At 73.1% G+C, this 15,025-nt stretch carries 13 protein-coding genes and 1 pseudogene; 8 read left to right on the top strand and 6 right to left on the bottom strand.

What is annotated here, in order from left to right; translation table 11 throughout:
* Positions 1 to 44 precede the first annotated feature (44 nt).
* Complete coding sequence (locus ACIHFE_RS24255; protein WP_400109738.1) at positions 45 to 572, top strand: isoprenylcysteine carboxyl methyltransferase family protein; 528 nt, start codon at positions 45 to 47, stop codon at positions 570 to 572.
* Here the strand turns inward: ACIHFE_RS24255 and ACIHFE_RS24250 are convergent.
* Together ACIHFE_RS24250 and helR are read right to left on the bottom strand one after the other, a co-directional pair.
* Positions 528 to 1,062, bottom strand: a pseudogene (locus ACIHFE_RS24250) (DDE-type integrase/transposase/recombinase); the annotation flags it as partial. The gene ACIHFE_RS24255 and the pseudogene ACIHFE_RS24250 sit on opposite strands and share 45 nt — an antisense overlap.
* A 141-nt stretch (positions 1,063 to 1,203) precedes the next feature.
* Positions 1,204 to 3,351 (bottom strand): RNA polymerase recycling motor ATPase HelR, encoded by a 2,148-nt coding sequence (gene helR / locus ACIHFE_RS24245; RefSeq protein ID WP_400109538.1) that lies wholly within the window; start codon positions 3,349 to 3,351, stop codon positions 1,204 to 1,206.
* A gap of 909 nt (positions 3,352 to 4,260) precedes the next feature.
* Between helR and ACIHFE_RS24240 the strand changes: the two genes are divergently transcribed.
* Both ACIHFE_RS24240 and ACIHFE_RS24235 read left to right on the top strand, forming a co-directional pair.
* Positions 4,261 to 5,121: a universal stress protein gene (locus ACIHFE_RS24240; RefSeq protein WP_400109536.1), complete on the top strand. Its 861-nt coding sequence runs from the start codon at positions 4,261 to 4,263 to the stop codon at positions 5,119 to 5,121.
* Between the two features lie 76 nt (positions 5,122 to 5,197).
* The gene (locus tag ACIHFE_RS24235; protein WP_400109535.1) at positions 5,198 to 6,154 is read left to right on the top strand and encodes a pyridoxamine 5'-phosphate oxidase family protein; all 957 of its coding nucleotides are present in this window, start codon (positions 5,198 to 5,200) and stop codon (positions 6,152 to 6,154) included.
* A gap of 49 nt (positions 6,155 to 6,203) precedes the next feature.
* Here ACIHFE_RS24235 and ACIHFE_RS24230 read toward each other — a convergent pair whose 3' ends face one another.
* Complete coding sequence (locus tag ACIHFE_RS24230; protein ID WP_400109533.1) at positions 6,204 to 6,407, bottom strand: cold-shock protein; 204 nt, start codon at positions 6,405 to 6,407, stop codon at positions 6,204 to 6,206.
* A gap of 419 nt (positions 6,408 to 6,826) precedes the next feature.
* Here ACIHFE_RS24230 and ACIHFE_RS24225 point away from each other — a divergent pair, with 419 nt between their 5' ends.
* Both ACIHFE_RS24225 and ACIHFE_RS24220 read left to right on the top strand, forming a co-directional pair.
* Entirely contained in the window at positions 6,827 to 8,344 is a 1,518-nt protein-coding gene (locus tag ACIHFE_RS24225) for an MFS transporter (protein ID WP_400109531.1), read from the top strand.
* A 122-nt stretch (positions 8,345 to 8,466) separates the two neighbouring features.
* A complete protein-coding gene (locus ACIHFE_RS24220) occupies positions 8,467 to 8,955 on the top strand; it encodes a MarR family winged helix-turn-helix transcriptional regulator (protein WP_400109529.1) in 489 nt (162 codons plus the stop codon).
* Between the two features lie 85 nt (positions 8,956 to 9,040).
* Here the strand turns inward: ACIHFE_RS24220 and ACIHFE_RS24215 are convergent, their stop codons facing one another.
* Entirely contained in the window at positions 9,041 to 9,754 is a 714-nt protein-coding gene (locus ACIHFE_RS24215) for a uracil-DNA glycosylase (RefSeq protein WP_400109528.1), read from the bottom strand.
* Between the two features lie 305 nt (positions 9,755 to 10,059).
* On the opposite strand from ACIHFE_RS24215, the gene ACIHFE_RS24210 reads away from it, so the two are divergent.
* The gene (locus ACIHFE_RS24210) at positions 10,060 to 11,130 is read left to right on the top strand and encodes an NAD-dependent epimerase/dehydratase family protein (RefSeq protein ID WP_400109526.1); all 1,071 of its coding nucleotides are present in this window, start codon (positions 10,060 to 10,062) and stop codon (positions 11,128 to 11,130) included.
* Here ACIHFE_RS24210 and ACIHFE_RS24205 read toward each other — a convergent pair.
* Positions 11,118 to 12,557 carry a glycosyltransferase 87 family protein gene (locus ACIHFE_RS24205; RefSeq protein ID WP_400109524.1) on the bottom strand — a complete coding sequence of 480 codons (1,440 nt, stop codon included), beginning with the start codon at positions 12,555 to 12,557 and terminating at the stop codon, positions 11,118 to 11,120. The genes ACIHFE_RS24210 and ACIHFE_RS24205 overlap by 13 nt on opposite strands.
* A 113-nt stretch (positions 12,558 to 12,670) precedes the next feature.
* On the opposite strand from ACIHFE_RS24205, the gene ACIHFE_RS24200 reads away from it, so the two are divergent.
* Together ACIHFE_RS24200 and ACIHFE_RS24195 are read left to right on the top strand one after the other, a co-directional pair.
* A complete protein-coding gene (locus ACIHFE_RS24200) occupies positions 12,671 to 13,819 on the top strand; it encodes a molybdopterin-dependent oxidoreductase (RefSeq protein WP_400109522.1) in 1,149 nt (382 codons plus the stop codon).
* Between the two features lie 5 nt (positions 13,820 to 13,824).
* Positions 13,825 to 14,238, top strand: a complete 414-nt coding sequence (locus ACIHFE_RS24195; protein ID WP_400109520.1) for a hypothetical protein — start codon at positions 13,825 to 13,827, stop codon at positions 14,236 to 14,238.
* Positions 14,239 to 14,380: 142 nt separating this feature from the next.
* On the opposite strand, the gene ACIHFE_RS24190 is transcribed toward ACIHFE_RS24195, so the two are convergent.
* Positions 14,381 to 14,983 (bottom strand): class I SAM-dependent methyltransferase, encoded by a 603-nt coding sequence (locus ACIHFE_RS24190; RefSeq protein ID WP_400109736.1) that lies wholly within the window; start codon positions 14,981 to 14,983, stop codon positions 14,381 to 14,383.
* Positions 14,984 to 15,025: the final 42 nt, after the last annotated feature.

Below are 15,025 nucleotides of genomic sequence, written 5' to 3'. Positions count from 1 at the left end.
CCCTCCCGACGTAAGGAATCGAAAGGAATGGCATCGTGACGGTCCTGGGATCGGGCCAGCTCCCCGCCGGGTTGCCGGCACTCATCGCCTTGATCACCGTGGAGCGCGGCTTCGAACTCCTCGTGGCACAGCGGCACGCGCGCTGGGCCGCCGCCAACGGCGGGGTGGAGTACGGCCGCCGGCTCTATCCGGCCATGGTCGTCCTCCACGTCGGCCTGCTCGTCGGCATCCTGGTCGAGGTCGCGGTGGCCCACCGGCAGTTCGTACCGGCGGTCGGCTGGCCGGCCCTGGCCGCCACCTCCCTGGTCCAGGTGGCCCGGTGGTGGTGCGTGCGGTCGCTCGGCCCACGCTGGAACATGCGCGTGATCGTCGTCCCGGGCATGCCCCTGGAGACCCGCGGCCCCTACCGCTGGCTCCGGCACCCGAACTACGTCATCGTCGTGACCGAGGGCTTGGCCCTGCCCCTGGTCTACAACGCCTGGCTGACCGCCCTCCTCTTCACCACCGCCAACGCAGTGCTGCTGGCCGTACGGCTGCAGGTGGAGAACAGGGCGCTGAGGCTCGCGTCCTAGGTGTACTGACCTTGCCGTTGTCTGCGGCCGGTAGGCGCGGGTGAGCTTGCCGGCCACGCCGAAGTCGGCAAGGACGGCCTTCCAGGCGAGGCCCTTGCGGTAGGCCCGGGCGTTGTCCGTCAGGACCCGCTCGATGCGGTGAATGCCCTGGCCGTGGAAGAACGCGGCCGCGCGGGTAAGGAAGCGCGCAGGTCGCGACCTTCTCATCGGGATGGCTCTCGCTGTAGGCCAGGCGGGAGTGATCGTCGACGGCGGAGTGGACGTAGTCGAAGCCCATGGCGGCGCGGGTGGCCCGGCCGGCCTGACGGCCCAGGGCCTTGTGGCCGCCGCCGTCGGGGGTCCGGCCGCGTTTCTTCACGTCGACATGGACCAGCTTGCCGGGGCGGGCGCGCTCGTAGCGGCGGATCACGGTGCCGGTCGGGCGGTCGAGCCAGGAAAGCCGGTTCATCCGGTGGCGGGTGAGGATCCGGTGCACGGTGGATGCCGGAATTCTGCGGCTGCCGGGGGAAGTGTGCCTCGCCATGCTCCGGAGGCCGGTCCGGCGGGGCGGTCAGGCGACGTTGTCCCCGCCGTAGCCGTTGTCCCCGCCGAACAGCGCGCCCATCGCGGTGTCCTTGCCCGCCGGGCCAGGTCAGGAGCTGGTGAGGATGACGAGTTGCCGGGTCGCCCGGGTCATCGCCACATAGCGGTCGACCGCCCCTTCGATGCCCTCGCCGAACTCCTCCGGGTCGACCAGGACGACCAGGTCGAACTCGAGCCCCTTGGACAGCTCCGGGGTCAGCGAGCGGACCCGGGAGGTCGAGCGGAAGGCGGGGTCGCCGATGACGCAGGCGGTTCCGTCGGCATGTGCGGCGAGCCAGGTGTCGAGGACCGAGGCCAGGTCCGCGGTGGATCCATGGACGACGGGGATGTTGCCGCTGCGGATGGAGGTCGGCACATTGGCGTCCGGGAGCACGGCCCGGATGACCGGCTCGGCTTCCGTCATGATCTCTTCCGGTGTCCGGTAGTTGACGCTCAGGGAGGCCAGGGTGATCCGGTCGAACCCGATCCGCTCCAGCCGTCCCTGCCAGGACTCGGTGAACCCGTGCCTGGCCTGGGCGCGGTCCCCGACGATGGTGAAGCTGCGGGACGGGCAGCGGAGCAGCAGCATCTGCCATTCCGCGTCGGTGAGTTCCTGTGCTTCGTCCACGACGATATGCGCGAACGGGCCGGTGAGCCGGTCCGGTTCGGGGCCGGTCAGTGCGGTGTCGTCGACCAGGCTGTTGCGCAGGTCCTGTCCGCGCAGCATCGTCATCACGCCCTCACCGTCGTCATCGGCCTCCACCAGGGCGTCGACGACCTTGCTCATGCGCTCGCGTTCGGCGGCGATGGAGGCGCGGTGCCGGCGGTTGCGCCGCGCGGTCTCCGGGTCGCCGAGCCGCTGCCGTGCCGCGTCCAGCAGTGGCAGGTCGGAGACCGTCCAGGCATGGGCGTCCGCGCGCTGCAGCCGCCGGACCTCGTCGGGGGCGAGCCAGGGAGCGCACAACCGCAGGTAGGCGGGTACCGTCCAGAGGTCTCCGACCAGGTCGGCCGCTTCCAGCAGCGGCCAGGCGCTGTTGAAGGCCGTGAGCAGTTCCCGGTTCCGCTGCAATGACCTGCGCAGCAGCTCGTCCGGGGCGTCACCGTCGTGCTTGTCCATCAGGATGGTGAGCAGTTCCTCCCAGACCTGGTCGCGGCCCTCGTTGTGCGGGGTGCCCGGTTCCGCCGCTTCGAAGGCCGCGGCCCAGTCGTCGGCGGTCAGCCGGATGTCGGACCAGTGGGTGGTGACGGTCATGCCCTTGGCGGGCGGCTCCTCGTAGAACCTGACGGCGGTCTCGATCGCCTTTACCAGGTCCGCGGACGACTTCAGACGGGCCACCTCCGGGTCGGTCTCGGCCGTCGCCGTGGCTCCCTCGGCGACCAGGTCCCGCAGGGTGCAGGTCTGTACGCCCTCCTCGCCGAGGCTGGGCAGGACGTCGGCGACATAGCCCAGGTAGGGCTGGTGCGGACCGACGAACAGCACGCCGCCCCGGCGGTGCCCGAGGCGGGGGTCGGAGTGCAGGAGGTAGGCGGAACGGTGCAGGGCGACAACGGTCTTGCCGGTGCCCGGGCCGCCGTCGACGACCAGCGCGCCACGGGATCCCGCACGGATGATGGCGTCCTGGTCGGCCTGGATGGTGCCGAGCACATCACGCATCCGTGGCGACCGGCTGCTGCCCAGGCTGGCGATGAAGGCGGACTGGTCGTCGAGCGCGGCGTGCCCGGCGAACCCGTCCGGCGTGAACACCTCGTCCCAGTAGTCGCTGACCCGGCCGCCGCTCCAGCGGTACCGGCGGCGGCTGGCCAGGCCCATCGGGTTGGCGTGGGTGGCGCCGAAGAACGGCTCGGCCGCCGGGGAGCGCCAGTCGACCAGCAGCCGGCGGCCGGTGCTGTCCGTCAGGCCGAGGCGTCCGACGTACACCGGCTCGGAGTGGTCCGCGCCGACCATGCGCCCCAGGCACAGGTCCAGGCCGAAGCGGCGCAGGGTGCGCAGGCGAGTGGTCAGCCGGTGGATCTCCAGATCCCGGTCCATCGCCTGCCGGCCTATCCCGCCGGGCGCCTTGCGCTCGGCGTCGAGACGGTCGGACACCTCGGCGATCGACTGCTCAAGGCACTCCGCGACAGCCGCGAAGTGCTGCTCGTCGCCGGCGATCAGCGTGGGGTCGGCCTTGGGGAGGAGGCGGTCGGAGAGGTTGAAGGCGCTGGTGGTGACGGGGTTCATGGATCAGCTCCGATGTGCGGCCGCGCGGTTGGTCGCCGGGTTCGCGGGTTTGGGTGTTCTGGGTGGTGCTCGACGGTCCGGTGTGGTTCAGGCAGGCAGCGGCGGCCTTCCCCGGCGGGTCATGTCCAGCAGCCACCGCGCGGCGAACTCCTCATACACCGACAACAACAGACGCACGTCGCGAGTCCCCCAATTCCACACATTCCGGCCCAAGTTCCGGCCTAGGTCGATGATTGTGCGGCATCACCGGGGCCTTGCCGCAAGGCCCCCCGTGCGCTATACGTTGAGAGTGGCGAGGAGTGGGAACTCTCCTCGCCTTTGCCGTTCTCAGATCGGGCTGGGTTCTCGTCTCCCCCGGCGGGATGGTAGCCGGACGGCCTGGCGGCACGATCCTGACGATGTCCTCGTCCCCGTCCTCGACCTCTGCCTCGTCCTCGACCTCTGCCTCGCGACCGGCCACGGCCGAGACCAGCCGGTCGTAGCAGCCCTCCGCATAGGTGGCCGCTGCCGGCCGGGACCACGCTGTCGTCGAGCGGCGGCGACCCCGGCCGCCTGATCGGGCTGTGGGAGCACACCCAGCCGGCCGTGGTCGTGGGACCAGAACGGGGCCGCCCGGCCCTGGCGTCGGACCCGGGTTAGTGGTGTGCTGGAAGTGACGGGAAGAGCCTCTTGGACGCGGAGAAGCGGTGAAAGACCGTGCACCGCGCAATCTGGATCCGCGAGAAGCGGATGGGCCCTTCCCGTCCGGAGTCCCGGGGGCCGCCGGCCATCAAAGGGCGGCCCGCGCTGTCGGCGCCTGGCATAGCCCGGGCGCCCGCGCACACCGTCCATGGTCCGGGAGGGCCTGGAGCGCGATGCGGTGCCGTGCGCCGACGCCATTCCTCACCCACTCCTCGGGAGGTGATCTGGATGGTGCGACCCGTATCCGTCGGATTCGACGGGTCGGCGGAGAGCCTGGCCGCCGCCGTCTGGGCCGGTCGGGAGGCGGTGCTCCGCAAGGTGCCGCTGCGCGTGGTGTACGCGCTGGAGTGGCGGGCGGGCAACCTGCAGTTCTCCCCCGGCGCCTCGGCCCAGCGGGAGTGGGTCGAGGGCAGGCTGGAGGTGGCGCAGGAGGAACTCAGCCAGACCCATCCGGACCTGGCCATCGAGCTGGAGCGGGTGCCGGAGCCGCCGGTGAAGGTCCTCATCGACGCCGCCCACGCCTCGGCAGTGCTGGCCCTGGGGTCACGCGGGCTCGGTGTCGTCCAAGGCTTCCTGCTGGGCTCCGTGAGCCTGCCGGTGGTCGCCCATGCGTCCCGGCCCATTGTGGTGGTGCGGGCACCGGAGGTTCCGGCCGCCTTGGCGGGAGACGGCCCGGTCGTGGTCAGCCTGGGGCTCGACGGACCGTACGGCCCACTGCTCGGCTTCGCCTTCGAGGCGGCCGCGCTGCGGGGCGCGCCCCTCAACGTCGTCCAGGTCAGGGAGCAGGCCGGGGACGGCACAGCCGTCGCGGCCGAGCGCGATAACAACGATTTGGCCGAGGCGCTGCGCCCCTGCCGGGAGAAGTGGCCGGCCGTGGAGGTGAGCGAACGGCCGTCGGCCGGCCCCGTGGCACCGCATCTGACGGAAGCCGCCGCGCACGCCGCTCTGCTGGTCGTCGGCCGACGTAAGCGCCGTCATAAGCTCGGTCCCGTTCCGGGGGTGCGGATCGGGCCCGTGGCGCACGCCGTACTGCATCATGCGACATGCCCGGTGGCCGTGGTCCCGTACGGTACGGCCGGCCCTCCGTGACCAGGACGTCCCGCCCGGGCCGGCGTGGCACACGGGGGCCCTTGGGGCGGTAACCGAGGCGCAGCACCATCTGGACGTGGCCGGTGCCGGCGGCCGGGTCGCGCAGCGGCCGGCGCAGGTGGGCCACTCCAGGGCCTGGGTGGAGAAGGAGCTGGCCGGCTCCTCCAGGGCGGCCAGGAGCAGGACGCGTTCCATGGCCCGGCCCGAGCACAGCCGGTCCCGCTCCGCCGGACGGCCGATCAGCGCTGGCACCGGGCCGCTCCGTCTGCTCGCCTGGAAGGCGGATGACCGAGCCGCCCGAGGACGCGGCTCGCGGGTCACCGATGAGCGAGGGTTCAAAGGAGCGGCCGTGCACGGCGAAGCAATGCCATCCGGCGGTCCGGCGGACGCCTCGTCCCGCGGCGACAGTATGGCCACCCGCGCCGCCCTGCGACGCGAGCAGCTCGGGATGACCCAGACAGAGCTGGCCCACCGCGCCGGTATGTCCGTCGCCTACCTGCGCCAACTGGAGAAGTTCAGCGGCGACTTCGACCCCGCCGCCCTGATGCGGCTCGCCGCCGCACTGGAGATGTCCTACGAGGAGCTGGTCCGGGGCCGCGACGACGCCCCGCCGGGCCAGCCGGCGGCGGCAGCCCACCCCAGGCTGATGCGGCTGTCGGAAGGCGAGTGCTGGGCGAGACTCGGCACCCATGGCATCGGCCGCCTGAGCCTGTCGGTCGACACCGGCCCCGTTGTCCTCCCGGTGAACTTCGTGGTCGATGCACGGACCATCGTCTACCGCACGGATCCGGCAGGCGCGGCGGCGGCGCCCGCCGGAGCCCAACTGGCCTTCGAGACCGACCGCATCGACGATCAGCTGCGCAATGGCTGGAGCGTGCTGGTGGTCGGGACCGCGGACCATGTCACCGACCCCGCCGTGGTGCGCGCCCTGGCGGAACGGCCGGGGTCGGCGCCCTGGGCGGGCGGCGTACGGAACCTGTGGGTCCGGATCGTGCCGGGCCGGATCAGCGGACGCACCATTCACACGGCCTGAGCACCGGACGGCATCCGACGCCTCCGGCGGCCGCGCCGGACGGCGGGTGTCAGGCCGCCGGGCGAACGTTCTTGGCCTGCGGGCCGGTAGGGCCCGACCCCACATCGAAGGCGACCCGCTGGTTCTCCTCCAGGGTCTGCGGCTCCGCCTCGATCTCGCTGTAGTGCACCCCGAGGTCGTCGCCCCCGCCGTCCGGACTGATCCAGCCGGAGCCCTTCTCCGCATCGAAGCTCTTGACCGTGCCAAGGGGCATCGTCCGCCTCCAGATTTCCTCGACTCCCCCTCAGTCTCGCCGTACGCCGCCGAGCCGCCACGCCTGCGGTCCGAACGAGGGGCGCCGGCTCGGGGGCGAGGCCCACGGTCCCGGGGCTCGGCCGTGCCGGTGAGGAGTACGCTCCATCCCTCGCCGAGCGCGTCGTCGATCCGGTCGGCCTCGAAGGCGACCGGGTCGACGATGGCCCGGGCGGGAACCGTGCCGGGGGCGGTGCGATAGACCACCGCGCACCCGCCGGGGCCCGCCGGGCGGCCGGTGTCGCATAGGAGAGGGCCAACCCGGTCGGGCCATTCCCGGCCATGTCTTCGCATCGGCTTCAGAACTGTTCGGTGTCCGATGTAATCTCGTGGGTGAGGGCACTCCCGCCCACCGCTGCGACGCCGATGTCTGGAGGCGAGATGGCCGGCCCCGCCGCCGTACGTTCAGCCGAACGTTCAGCCGTACCTTCACCAGGCCGTCGCTGGACGGCGCTCCTGGTGACCGAGCGGCAGCGCCCCGAGTGCATACGCATCCGTCCCGGCGGCTGGTGGCTGGCGGTGGCGACGGTGTGCTTCGGGGCGTTCATGGGTCAACTGGACGCCAGCATCGTGACGTTGACGTACGACAGCCTGCGCGCACAGTTCGGGGCCCCGCTGGCGGCCGTGGAGTGGGTGTCCCTGGCGTATCTGCTGGCGCTGGTGGCCCTGCTGATTCCGGCGGGCCGGCTGTCGGACGCCCACGGCCGGAAACTGTTCTATCTCTATGGCTTCGTGGTCTTCACCGCCGCATCGGCGGCTTGTGGGCTGGCGCCTTCACTGGCTGCACTGGTGGTCTTCCGGGTGGTGCAGGCGTGCGGAGCGGCGATGATGCAGGCCAACAGCGTCGCCCTGGTGACCACCAGTGCTCCGCGGGAGAAGATGCGGGCCGCGCTGGGGGTGCAGGCTGCCGCACAGGCGCTGGGGCTCGCACTCGGGCCCACGGTGGGAGGTGCTCTGGTGTCCACGCTCGGCTGGCGCTGGGTGTTCGGCATCAATGTGCCCATCGGGGCCGTCGCCCTGCTGGCCGGCCACTATCTGCTGCCGCGTACCCGCCACCGGTGTCCGGCCCGGCGGTTCGACTGGGCGGGCCTGGTGCTGCTGGCGGCGGCCACCACCAGTCTGCTGCTGGCCGTCTCCGCCGCCTCCGGCCTGCCTGTGGCGGGCTGGGTGGTCGCCGTGCTCCTGACCGTGGCCGCCGGAGCCACCTGGGCCTTCGCCGACCGGCAGCGCCGGATCCGGCATCCGCTGCTGGACCTGCGCATGCTGCGGATACGCGCCGTCTCGACCGGGCTGTTCGCGGCGCTGTGCGGGTACCTGGTGCTGTTCGGTCCGCTGGTGCTGGTGCCCATCATCGTGATGCTGCACGGGCACACCACGCTGACTGCCGGATCGGTGCTCACCGCACTGCCCGCGGGCTTCGCGCTGGCGGCCGTCGGCGCCGACCGCATCATGCCCAGCGGGATGTCCGACCGGGCCAGATGTGTGACCGGGGCAGTCCTGTGCAGCGGGGCACTGGCCGCCCTGCTGGCCTCCTCGCTGTCCATACCCTGGCTGACGCCGCTGCTGGCGCTGCTCGGCCTGGGCCTCGGGCTGTTCACCCCGGCCAACAACGCCCTGATCATGGGCGCCATCCCGGCGGATTCCTCCGGCACCGGGGGCGGTCTGGTCAATATGGCCCGCGGCCTGGGCACGGCCCTGGGCGTGGCGCTGGCCGCCCTGACCCTCTACCTCGGCGGCCCCTACGGCCACCGCTGGGCCCTGTTCACCCTCCTGCTGATATCGCTCCTGGCCGCCGTGGCCGCCTGGCTCGGGCCCGGCGGCCGGCCCCCGGCCATGGACAGCGGCCCCGCGCCGCGCGGACCGGTCCGGGCGGCGGCCGAGGCCGACGGCGACCGCTGACGCCCGCCTCCGGCCGGGTGCCCTCACGGACCGGCGTCCGCCGACAACCCGCATGCCATTACCTCGGCCACCGAACCTTTCGGATACCGCATCGCCCATGGCCTCCCGGGTAGACTTCTCCCATGCCGCCGCCGACCCGCCCCGGGCCTTCGAGCGCCGCTCCCCAGCGGTCCACCGACGCGCACCTGCTCACCGCGGCCGTCACCCGCCTGCGCCGGGCCCTGCGCGCCTCGATACGCACGGACTATCCATGGGAGCAGCTGCCCATGGCCCAGGTCGAGCTGCTGCAGGTCCTCGCCGAGCACTCCCCGGCCCGGGTCAGCGAACTCGCCGCCGGCCAGCGGCTGGCCCCCAGTACCGTCAGCGGACTCATCGGCCAGATGATGAACAGCGGCCTTGTCGCCCGCACCGTCGACCCAGCCGACCGCCGCGCCTCCGTGGTCACCCTCACCGACACCGGCCGCGGCCAGCTCGAAGCGTGGACCCAGGCCCATGAACGCCGCCTGGCAGCCGCGCTGGCCTCTCTCGACCAGGACGAACAGGCCGCCATAGGCAAGGCTGTGCCCGCCCTGTTCCGCCTTGCCGAGCATCTCGACGAGACCGCGGGCTGACCGACGGGACAGCCCTGTGTGACGACGCCGCACCGGGTTCTCCGTGTGGACGGCCCCGGACTCCGGCGTGCGGCGGGCGAGCCCCTCAGCCGCCAACCGGCAGCCCCGCGGCCTCCGCACCCCGGCGCAGCACATCCCGCAGCATGGCGGGGGTGAGGGTGCGGGTGAACATATTGCGCCGACTGGGGTGGTAGCCGCCGATCAGGCGCACCTCCCGCTCACCCCGTGGATCGACGGCCGGCGCTTCGGCGCCGTGCCCGAAGACGGGGCGCGGCCGGGGCAGCCGCCATCCGGCGCCGGCCAGCACGGGCAGCAGTGCCTGCCAGGCGAAGGCGCCGAGGACCACGATCGCCCGCAAGTCCGGGCGCAGCAGCTCCAGTTCGCGGGTGAGCCAGGGCCGGCAGGTGTCGCGTTCGGCGGTGGTGGGCCGGTTGGCGGGCGGCGCGCAGTGCACCGGCACGGTGATCCGCACCCCGTACAGCTCCAGTCCGTCGTCGCGGTGGGTGGCGGTCGGCTGGGAGGCCAGCCCCAGGTCGTACAGGGCGGCATAGAGGGCGTCACCGGACGGGTCGCCGGTGAAGATGCGCCCGGTGCGGTTGCCGCCGTGGGCGGCCGGGGCCAGCCCGACGATCACCAGTGGCGCGTCCGACGGTCCGAAGCCGGGCACCGGACGCGCCCAGTAGTCCCAGTCCGTAAAGGCCCGGCGCTTGGTCCTGGCGGCCTCCTCCCGCCAGGCGACCAGCCGGGGGCAGGCCCGGCAGATGGCCACCGCCTCGTCCAGGTCCCGGGTGGTGTTCATCCCAGGGGCCGTCACGGCGGGAAAGTCGTGTGCCGCCGGGCGCCTGCCATGCATGCCGCGCTCCTCTCCAGTGGCCGGGCTCTCGACCGGCGTCACGGGTCGGCGCCGATGAAATGTCGGAGCCGGACCTGCCAGCCGGCCGGAGGTGCTGTCATGGCCGTACGGTTCGCCTGCCGGCGAGTCCACGAAGAGACCTTCCCCCGGGACGGCAGGCGAGTACCGGCCGACGGTGCCAGGTCTTACGAGGTGATGACGTGCCGCGGACACCCGCACCGGGCGACCGGGACCGGCCTTAGCGTCGACGCATGCGCGTACTCGTCACCGGAGGGGCCGGGTTCATCGGCTCCCAGATCGTCAACGCCCTGCTCAAGCGGGGACATGAACCCGTCGTTCTTGACGCCCTGTTGCCGGCGGTCCACCCGGTACGGCCCATGGTGCCGGAGGGCGTTGTCCGTCTGGAGGCGGATGTGCGGAACCCCGCCGGCACCGCCCGGGCGCTGCGCGGCGTCGACGCCGTCTGCCACCAGGCCGCAATGGTCGGTCTGGGCAGGGACTTCGCGGATACGCCCGCCTATGTGAGCTGCAACGACCATGGGACGGCAGTGCTGTTGGCGGCGATGGCCGAGGCGGCGGTGGACCGTCTTGTGCTGGCGGGGTCCATGGTGGTCTACGGCGAGGGCCGTTACGACTGCCCCGGGCACGGCCCGGTGCGCCCCGGGCCCCGGCGGGCCGGCGATCTGGCGGCCGGGCGCTTCGAGCCACGGTGCCCGCACTGCGGTGGAGAGCTTGTCCCCGGCCTGGTGAGCGAGGACGCCATCATGGACCCGCGCAATGTGTACGCGGTGACCAAGCTCGCCCAGGAGCAGCTGGCGCGGTCCTGGGCCCGGGCGACGGGCGGCCGCGCGGTGTCGCTGCGCTACCACAATGTCTACGGTCCCGGCATGCCGCGCGACACCCCGTATGCGGGCGTCGCCTCCTTCTTCCGCTCCGCGCTGGCGCGGGGCGAGGCGCCGCGGGTCTTCGAAGACGGGCGGCAGCGCAGGGACTTCGTGCATGTCAGCGATGTGGCGCTGGCGAATGTGGTGGCGCTGGAGGCGCTCGGCTCGCGCGACGCGGGCGGCTTCGGCGCGTACAACTGCGGCAGCGATGTACCGCACACCATCGGGGAGATGGCGCGGTCGCTCAGTGCGGCGTACGGCGGTCCCGAGCCGGTGGTCACCGGTGAGTTCCGGCTGGGCGATGTCCGGCACATCACGGCGACCTCGCGGCGGCTGCGCGAGGAGTTCGGCTGGCGCCCGCGGGTGGGTTTCGCGCAGGGCATGGCGGAGTTCGCCCGCGCCCCGCAGCGGGATGTCGCAACCCCTCAACTGGGCTGACCCGCCGGGACGATGCCGGCCGGGCGGCGGCGCCACAGCCATCCGGCGAGCACGGCCGCGCAGGCCACGGCGTACGCCGCCGTCCCGAGGAGATCCGGGTCTGCGACGGCCCGTCCGCCAATGTACTTGGCCGCTCCCGCCATGGCGACGGTGAGCCATTCCCCTCGCCCGTCGAGTGCCACCAGGGCGACGAGGAGCAGCGCGTACCAGGAGTAGCCGGGGGTGGTGAGGAGAAAGGCGGCGCCGGTCACCAGGAGGGCGCCCCGCCAGGGCCGTCCGGGGTCGCCGCGCCACAGCACATGGGTCACCACCACGGCCAGCACGGCCGGCACCGCGGGCTGGGCCCAGGAGGGCGGGAGGACAAGCCGGAGGAGGGCATAGCGGTTCTTGACGGTGGGGTCGTCATAGCCCTCCTCCCGGGCGTAGCCGCCGAGGTAGCCCAGGACCGAGTGGTGCGAGACCAGGACATAGGGCAGGTAGGCGAGGGCGGTGACCGCCGCCGCCGGCAGCAGGACGGCGAGGGCCCGCCGGAGCGCGTCCCGCGAGCCGCCGGGCCGCCGCCGGGCCGCGAGGCCACCGAGGGCCCCGGGGAGGACGACGGCGGGCAGCAGCTTGGTGGCGATCCCGGCACCGATCAGGGCGCTGCCGCGGGCCGCCCGGGCGCCGGGCACGGTGAGGCCGGCGACGGTGAAGAGCACGGCGACCACGTCGACATGGGCGTTGTTGACGGCTTCGAAGGCGACCGCGGGCGACCAGGCCCAGCAGGCGGCCCAGTGGGCGCGGCCGCGGCGGCGCAGGGCGGTGAGCAGGAGGGCGGAGACGGCAACGGACAGGACGGCCCCGCCCACTTGGAACGGTTTGTGGCGCGCCCCGGGCGGCGAGAGGAAGTGGAGGAGCAGGAAGTACCCCTCGGCGACGGGAGGGTAAATCGTGTGGACGGCCGGGCGGTTGATGCGGGTGCATGTTGCCGTGCCCGGCTCGCCGGCTGCCGCCGGGGAGACCGTGAACCGCTCGGGGCGTGCGCACTGCGCGCCCCGGGGGAACAGCCAGTCGTCGCGCAGCCGGGCCAGGGCCGGGTCGCCGGGCGCGTGGTCGTACGGCGAGATGCCGGCGGCCTGCACCCGGCCGTCCCAGGCGTAGCGGTACATATCGGAGCTGGTGCGGGGTTCGGCGACCAGCCCGCTTGCCGCGACCGCCACGGACCCGGCCAGTACCAGGGGCACGACATGCCGGGCCGGCACCCGTCGCAGGGTCCACACGGCCGTGCCGAACAGGGCCCAGGCGGCGGCGTACCAGCCGGTGAGGGCGGCGGGGTCGGTCACATAACTGTCGCCGTGGACGGCCGACACCAGAACCGTGGTGAGTGCGGTGAGGGCGGCGAGGGTGACGGCGGTGGCGGCAACGGGGCGGCGGGGGCGGGAGATCACCCGCTCAGCGTGGCACCGGCGCGGGGTGCCGGACGGCCGCCCGGCGGCGATGTCCGCGTTCCGTAAGGTCTTGCGGCCGGTGCCGGGCCGCCGCCCGGGGTGTGATGGAGGGCATGCGGTTCTCTTGGCGCTTCCCCGTCCTCAAGTACCCCTCGTTCACGGGCAGGTTGCATGACGCGCGCACGGCCACGGCCGTGGGGCGCCTGCTCGGTGCGGCCATTGCCGTCTGCCTGGTGACCGGGCTGATCAGTCATGTTCTGCAACACCCGCCCGCGGTACTGGCGAACGACCTGCCCAGCCGTCCGGCCTGGGGGTACCGGGTCAGCCAGGGGCTGCATACGGCGAGCGGGATCGCGGCGGTCCCGCTGCTGCTGGTGAAGTTGTGGTCGGTGTACCCGCGGCTCTTCGTCCGCCCGCCGGTGCGTTCGGTGCCGCATGCCCTGGAGCGGCTGTCGGTCGCGGTGCTGGTGGCCACGGCGCTGTTCGAGCTGTTCTCCGGGCTGCTCAACATCGCGCAGTGGTACCCCTGGCCGTTCTCCTTTGTGCCCGTGCACTTCGCGGTCGGCTGGCTGCTGACCGGCTCGCTGCTGCTGCATATGGCTGTGAAGTACCCGCAGATCGCGGCGCATTGGCGGCGGCGTTCCCCCGGGACGCTCGCGCTGCCGGCCGAGGACGCGCCCGACCGTCGCGCGCTGCTGGCCGCCCTGGGCGGTGCCGTGGGTGCAGTGACGCTGACCACGGTGGGCCAGTCGGTCACCCCGCTGGCCGGCCTCGATCTGCTGGCGCCCCGCCACCCCGGCCATGGGGAGCAGGGCCTGCCGGTCAACCGCACCGCGGCCGGCGCGGGGATCACCGAACGGGCGCTGCGGGAGTGGCGGTTGTCCATCGACGGCCCACGCCCGTACCAGCTCACCCTGGACGAGCTGCGCGCCATGCCGCAGCACGAGGTGACGCTGCCCATCGCCTGTGTGGAGGGCTGGAGCAAGTCGGCCCGGTGGACGGGGGTGCGGGTACGCGACCTGCTGGACCGGGCCGGGGCGCCGGAGGGTGCTCTGGTCCGGGTGACCTCCCTTCAACAGCACGGCGCCTACCGGGTGATGGTCATGCCCCATACCTACGCCCGCGATCCCCTGACGCTGCTGGCCCTGGGTCTCAACGGCCGCGTGCTCCCGCCGGACCACGGCTTTCCGGCGCGGATCATCGCTCCCAACCGGCCCGGTGTCCTGCAGACCAAGTGGGTCTCCCGGCTGGAGGCACTGTGACGCGCATGACGGGTGTGGTCCGCGTGGTGCTCGGCGCCTGCGGCATCGGCTTGATCGCCGTGGGTGTGTGGTCCCTGGGCCGGGGAACCGAGGACCCCTGGCAGGTCGCCCGCTGGCTGGCGGGCCCGCTGATCGTGCACGACGGCGTCATCGTCCCGCTGACGCTGCTGATCGGATGGGCCGTTGCCCGTCTCCCCGCCCGCCGGACGGTACGCGGCGCTCTGCTGGTCGCCGCGAGCCTGACGGCGGTGGCCTGCCCGGTACTCTTCCGGCCCGGCCGCACCGCCAATCCATCCGTGCTGCCGTTGGACTATCCACGCAACTGGCTGCTCGCCCTCGGGGGCGTCGCCGCGACGACCCTGGCGGTCGGGCTCGCGGGCGCGTGGTCACGGCGCAGGAGTCGAACGGGCCGGGAATGACGGCGCGTTGAGGCGTGCGGCGGGGGTGTTCCGGCAACTGGAGCGCTCCCGGCCGGCGGCGGGCCGGCCGGATCGCACCACATGGACCACCACGCTCCCCCGCGCACGACGGGGGGATGACGGCCACCGGAACACCTCCGCGTCAGCCGCAGTGGCGCAGGCCGACGAAGGCACGCCCGGCGGCAGTCCACTGCTCGGCCGTGTGCCACCCGGCCGCCCTCGCGTGGCGGGTCAGGGCGGATGCCCCGACGCGGGCCCAGGGGAAGGCCGGTCCGGTCCGGCCGTGGCCGTCGTCGACGCGGACCAGGAGGCGTTCGTCGGCCTCCGTCGCGGTGGCTTCCGCCAGGAGGAGTCCGCCGGGCGTCACGATGCGGGCGACCCGGTGGAGCAGCGCCCGGGGGTCGCCGCCGATGCCGATGTTGCCGTCGAGGAGGAGTGCCGTGCCCCAGCGTCCCTCGCTCGGCAGGGGCTCGAAGACGGACCGGCACAGGGCGGTGCCACCGGCCCGGCGGGTGCGGGTGACCGCTGCCCGGCTGATGTCCACCCCGAGCACGGGGTGGCCGCGCTCGGCCAGTGCGACAACGAGTCTGCCGGGGCCGCAGCCGAGGTCGATGACGGGGCCTTGGCACCGCTCGAGCACCGTCAGATCGGCGGGGACGGCCTCGGCGCACCACCGCTCGATCTCCAGGGGCAGCAGCCGGCCGTCGGCCCGGCGCAGGAAGAGCGGTCCCCGCCCGGTCCGCATCGCATCGGCATAGGGATCACCGTGCCAGGGGGCCGGAACCCG

The organism is Streptomyces sp. NPDC052396 (assembly GCF_044593195.1).
Lineage (GTDB): Bacteria > Actinomycetota > Actinomycetes > Streptomycetales > Streptomycetaceae > Streptomyces.
This window is presented reverse-complemented; position numbering and strand designations above follow the sequence as displayed.

What these genes read in the sequence shown, in the direction of transcription:
- ACIHFE_RS24190 (WP_400109736.1), bottom strand. Translation starts at nt 14,983, where the DNA reads ATGCGGACCGGGCGGGGACCGCTCTTCCTGCGCCGGGCCGACGGCCGG.
- ACIHFE_RS24215 (WP_400109528.1), bottom strand. Translation starts at nt 9,754, where the DNA reads ATGAACACCACCCGGGACCTGGACGAGGCGGTGGCCATCTGCCGGGCC.
- ACIHFE_RS24210 (WP_400109526.1), top strand. Translation starts at nt 10,060, where the DNA reads ATGCGCGTACTCGTCACCGGAGGGGCCGGGTTCATCGGCTCCCAGATC.
- ACIHFE_RS24220 (WP_400109529.1), top strand. Translation starts at nt 8,467, where the DNA reads ATGCCGCCGCCGACCCGCCCCGGGCCTTCGAGCGCCGCTCCCCAGCGG.
- ACIHFE_RS24240 (WP_400109536.1), top strand. Translation starts at nt 4,261, where the DNA reads ATGGTGCGACCCGTATCCGTCGGATTCGACGGGTCGGCGGAGAGCCTG.
- helR (WP_400109538.1), bottom strand. Translation starts at nt 3,351, where the DNA reads ATGAACCCCGTCACCACCAGCGCCTTCAACCTCTCCGACCGCCTCCTC.
- ACIHFE_RS24230 (WP_400109533.1), bottom strand. Translation starts at nt 6,407, where the DNA reads ATGCCCCTTGGCACGGTCAAGAGCTTCGATGCGGAGAAGGGCTCCGGC.
- ACIHFE_RS24225 (WP_400109531.1), top strand. Translation starts at nt 6,827, where the DNA reads ATGGCCGGCCCCGCCGCCGTACGTTCAGCCGAACGTTCAGCCGTACCT.
- ACIHFE_RS24200 (WP_400109522.1), top strand. Translation starts at nt 12,671, where the DNA reads ATGCGGTTCTCTTGGCGCTTCCCCGTCCTCAAGTACCCCTCGTTCACG.
- ACIHFE_RS24195 (WP_400109520.1), top strand. Translation starts at nt 13,825, where the DNA reads ATGACGGGTGTGGTCCGCGTGGTGCTCGGCGCCTGCGGCATCGGCTTG.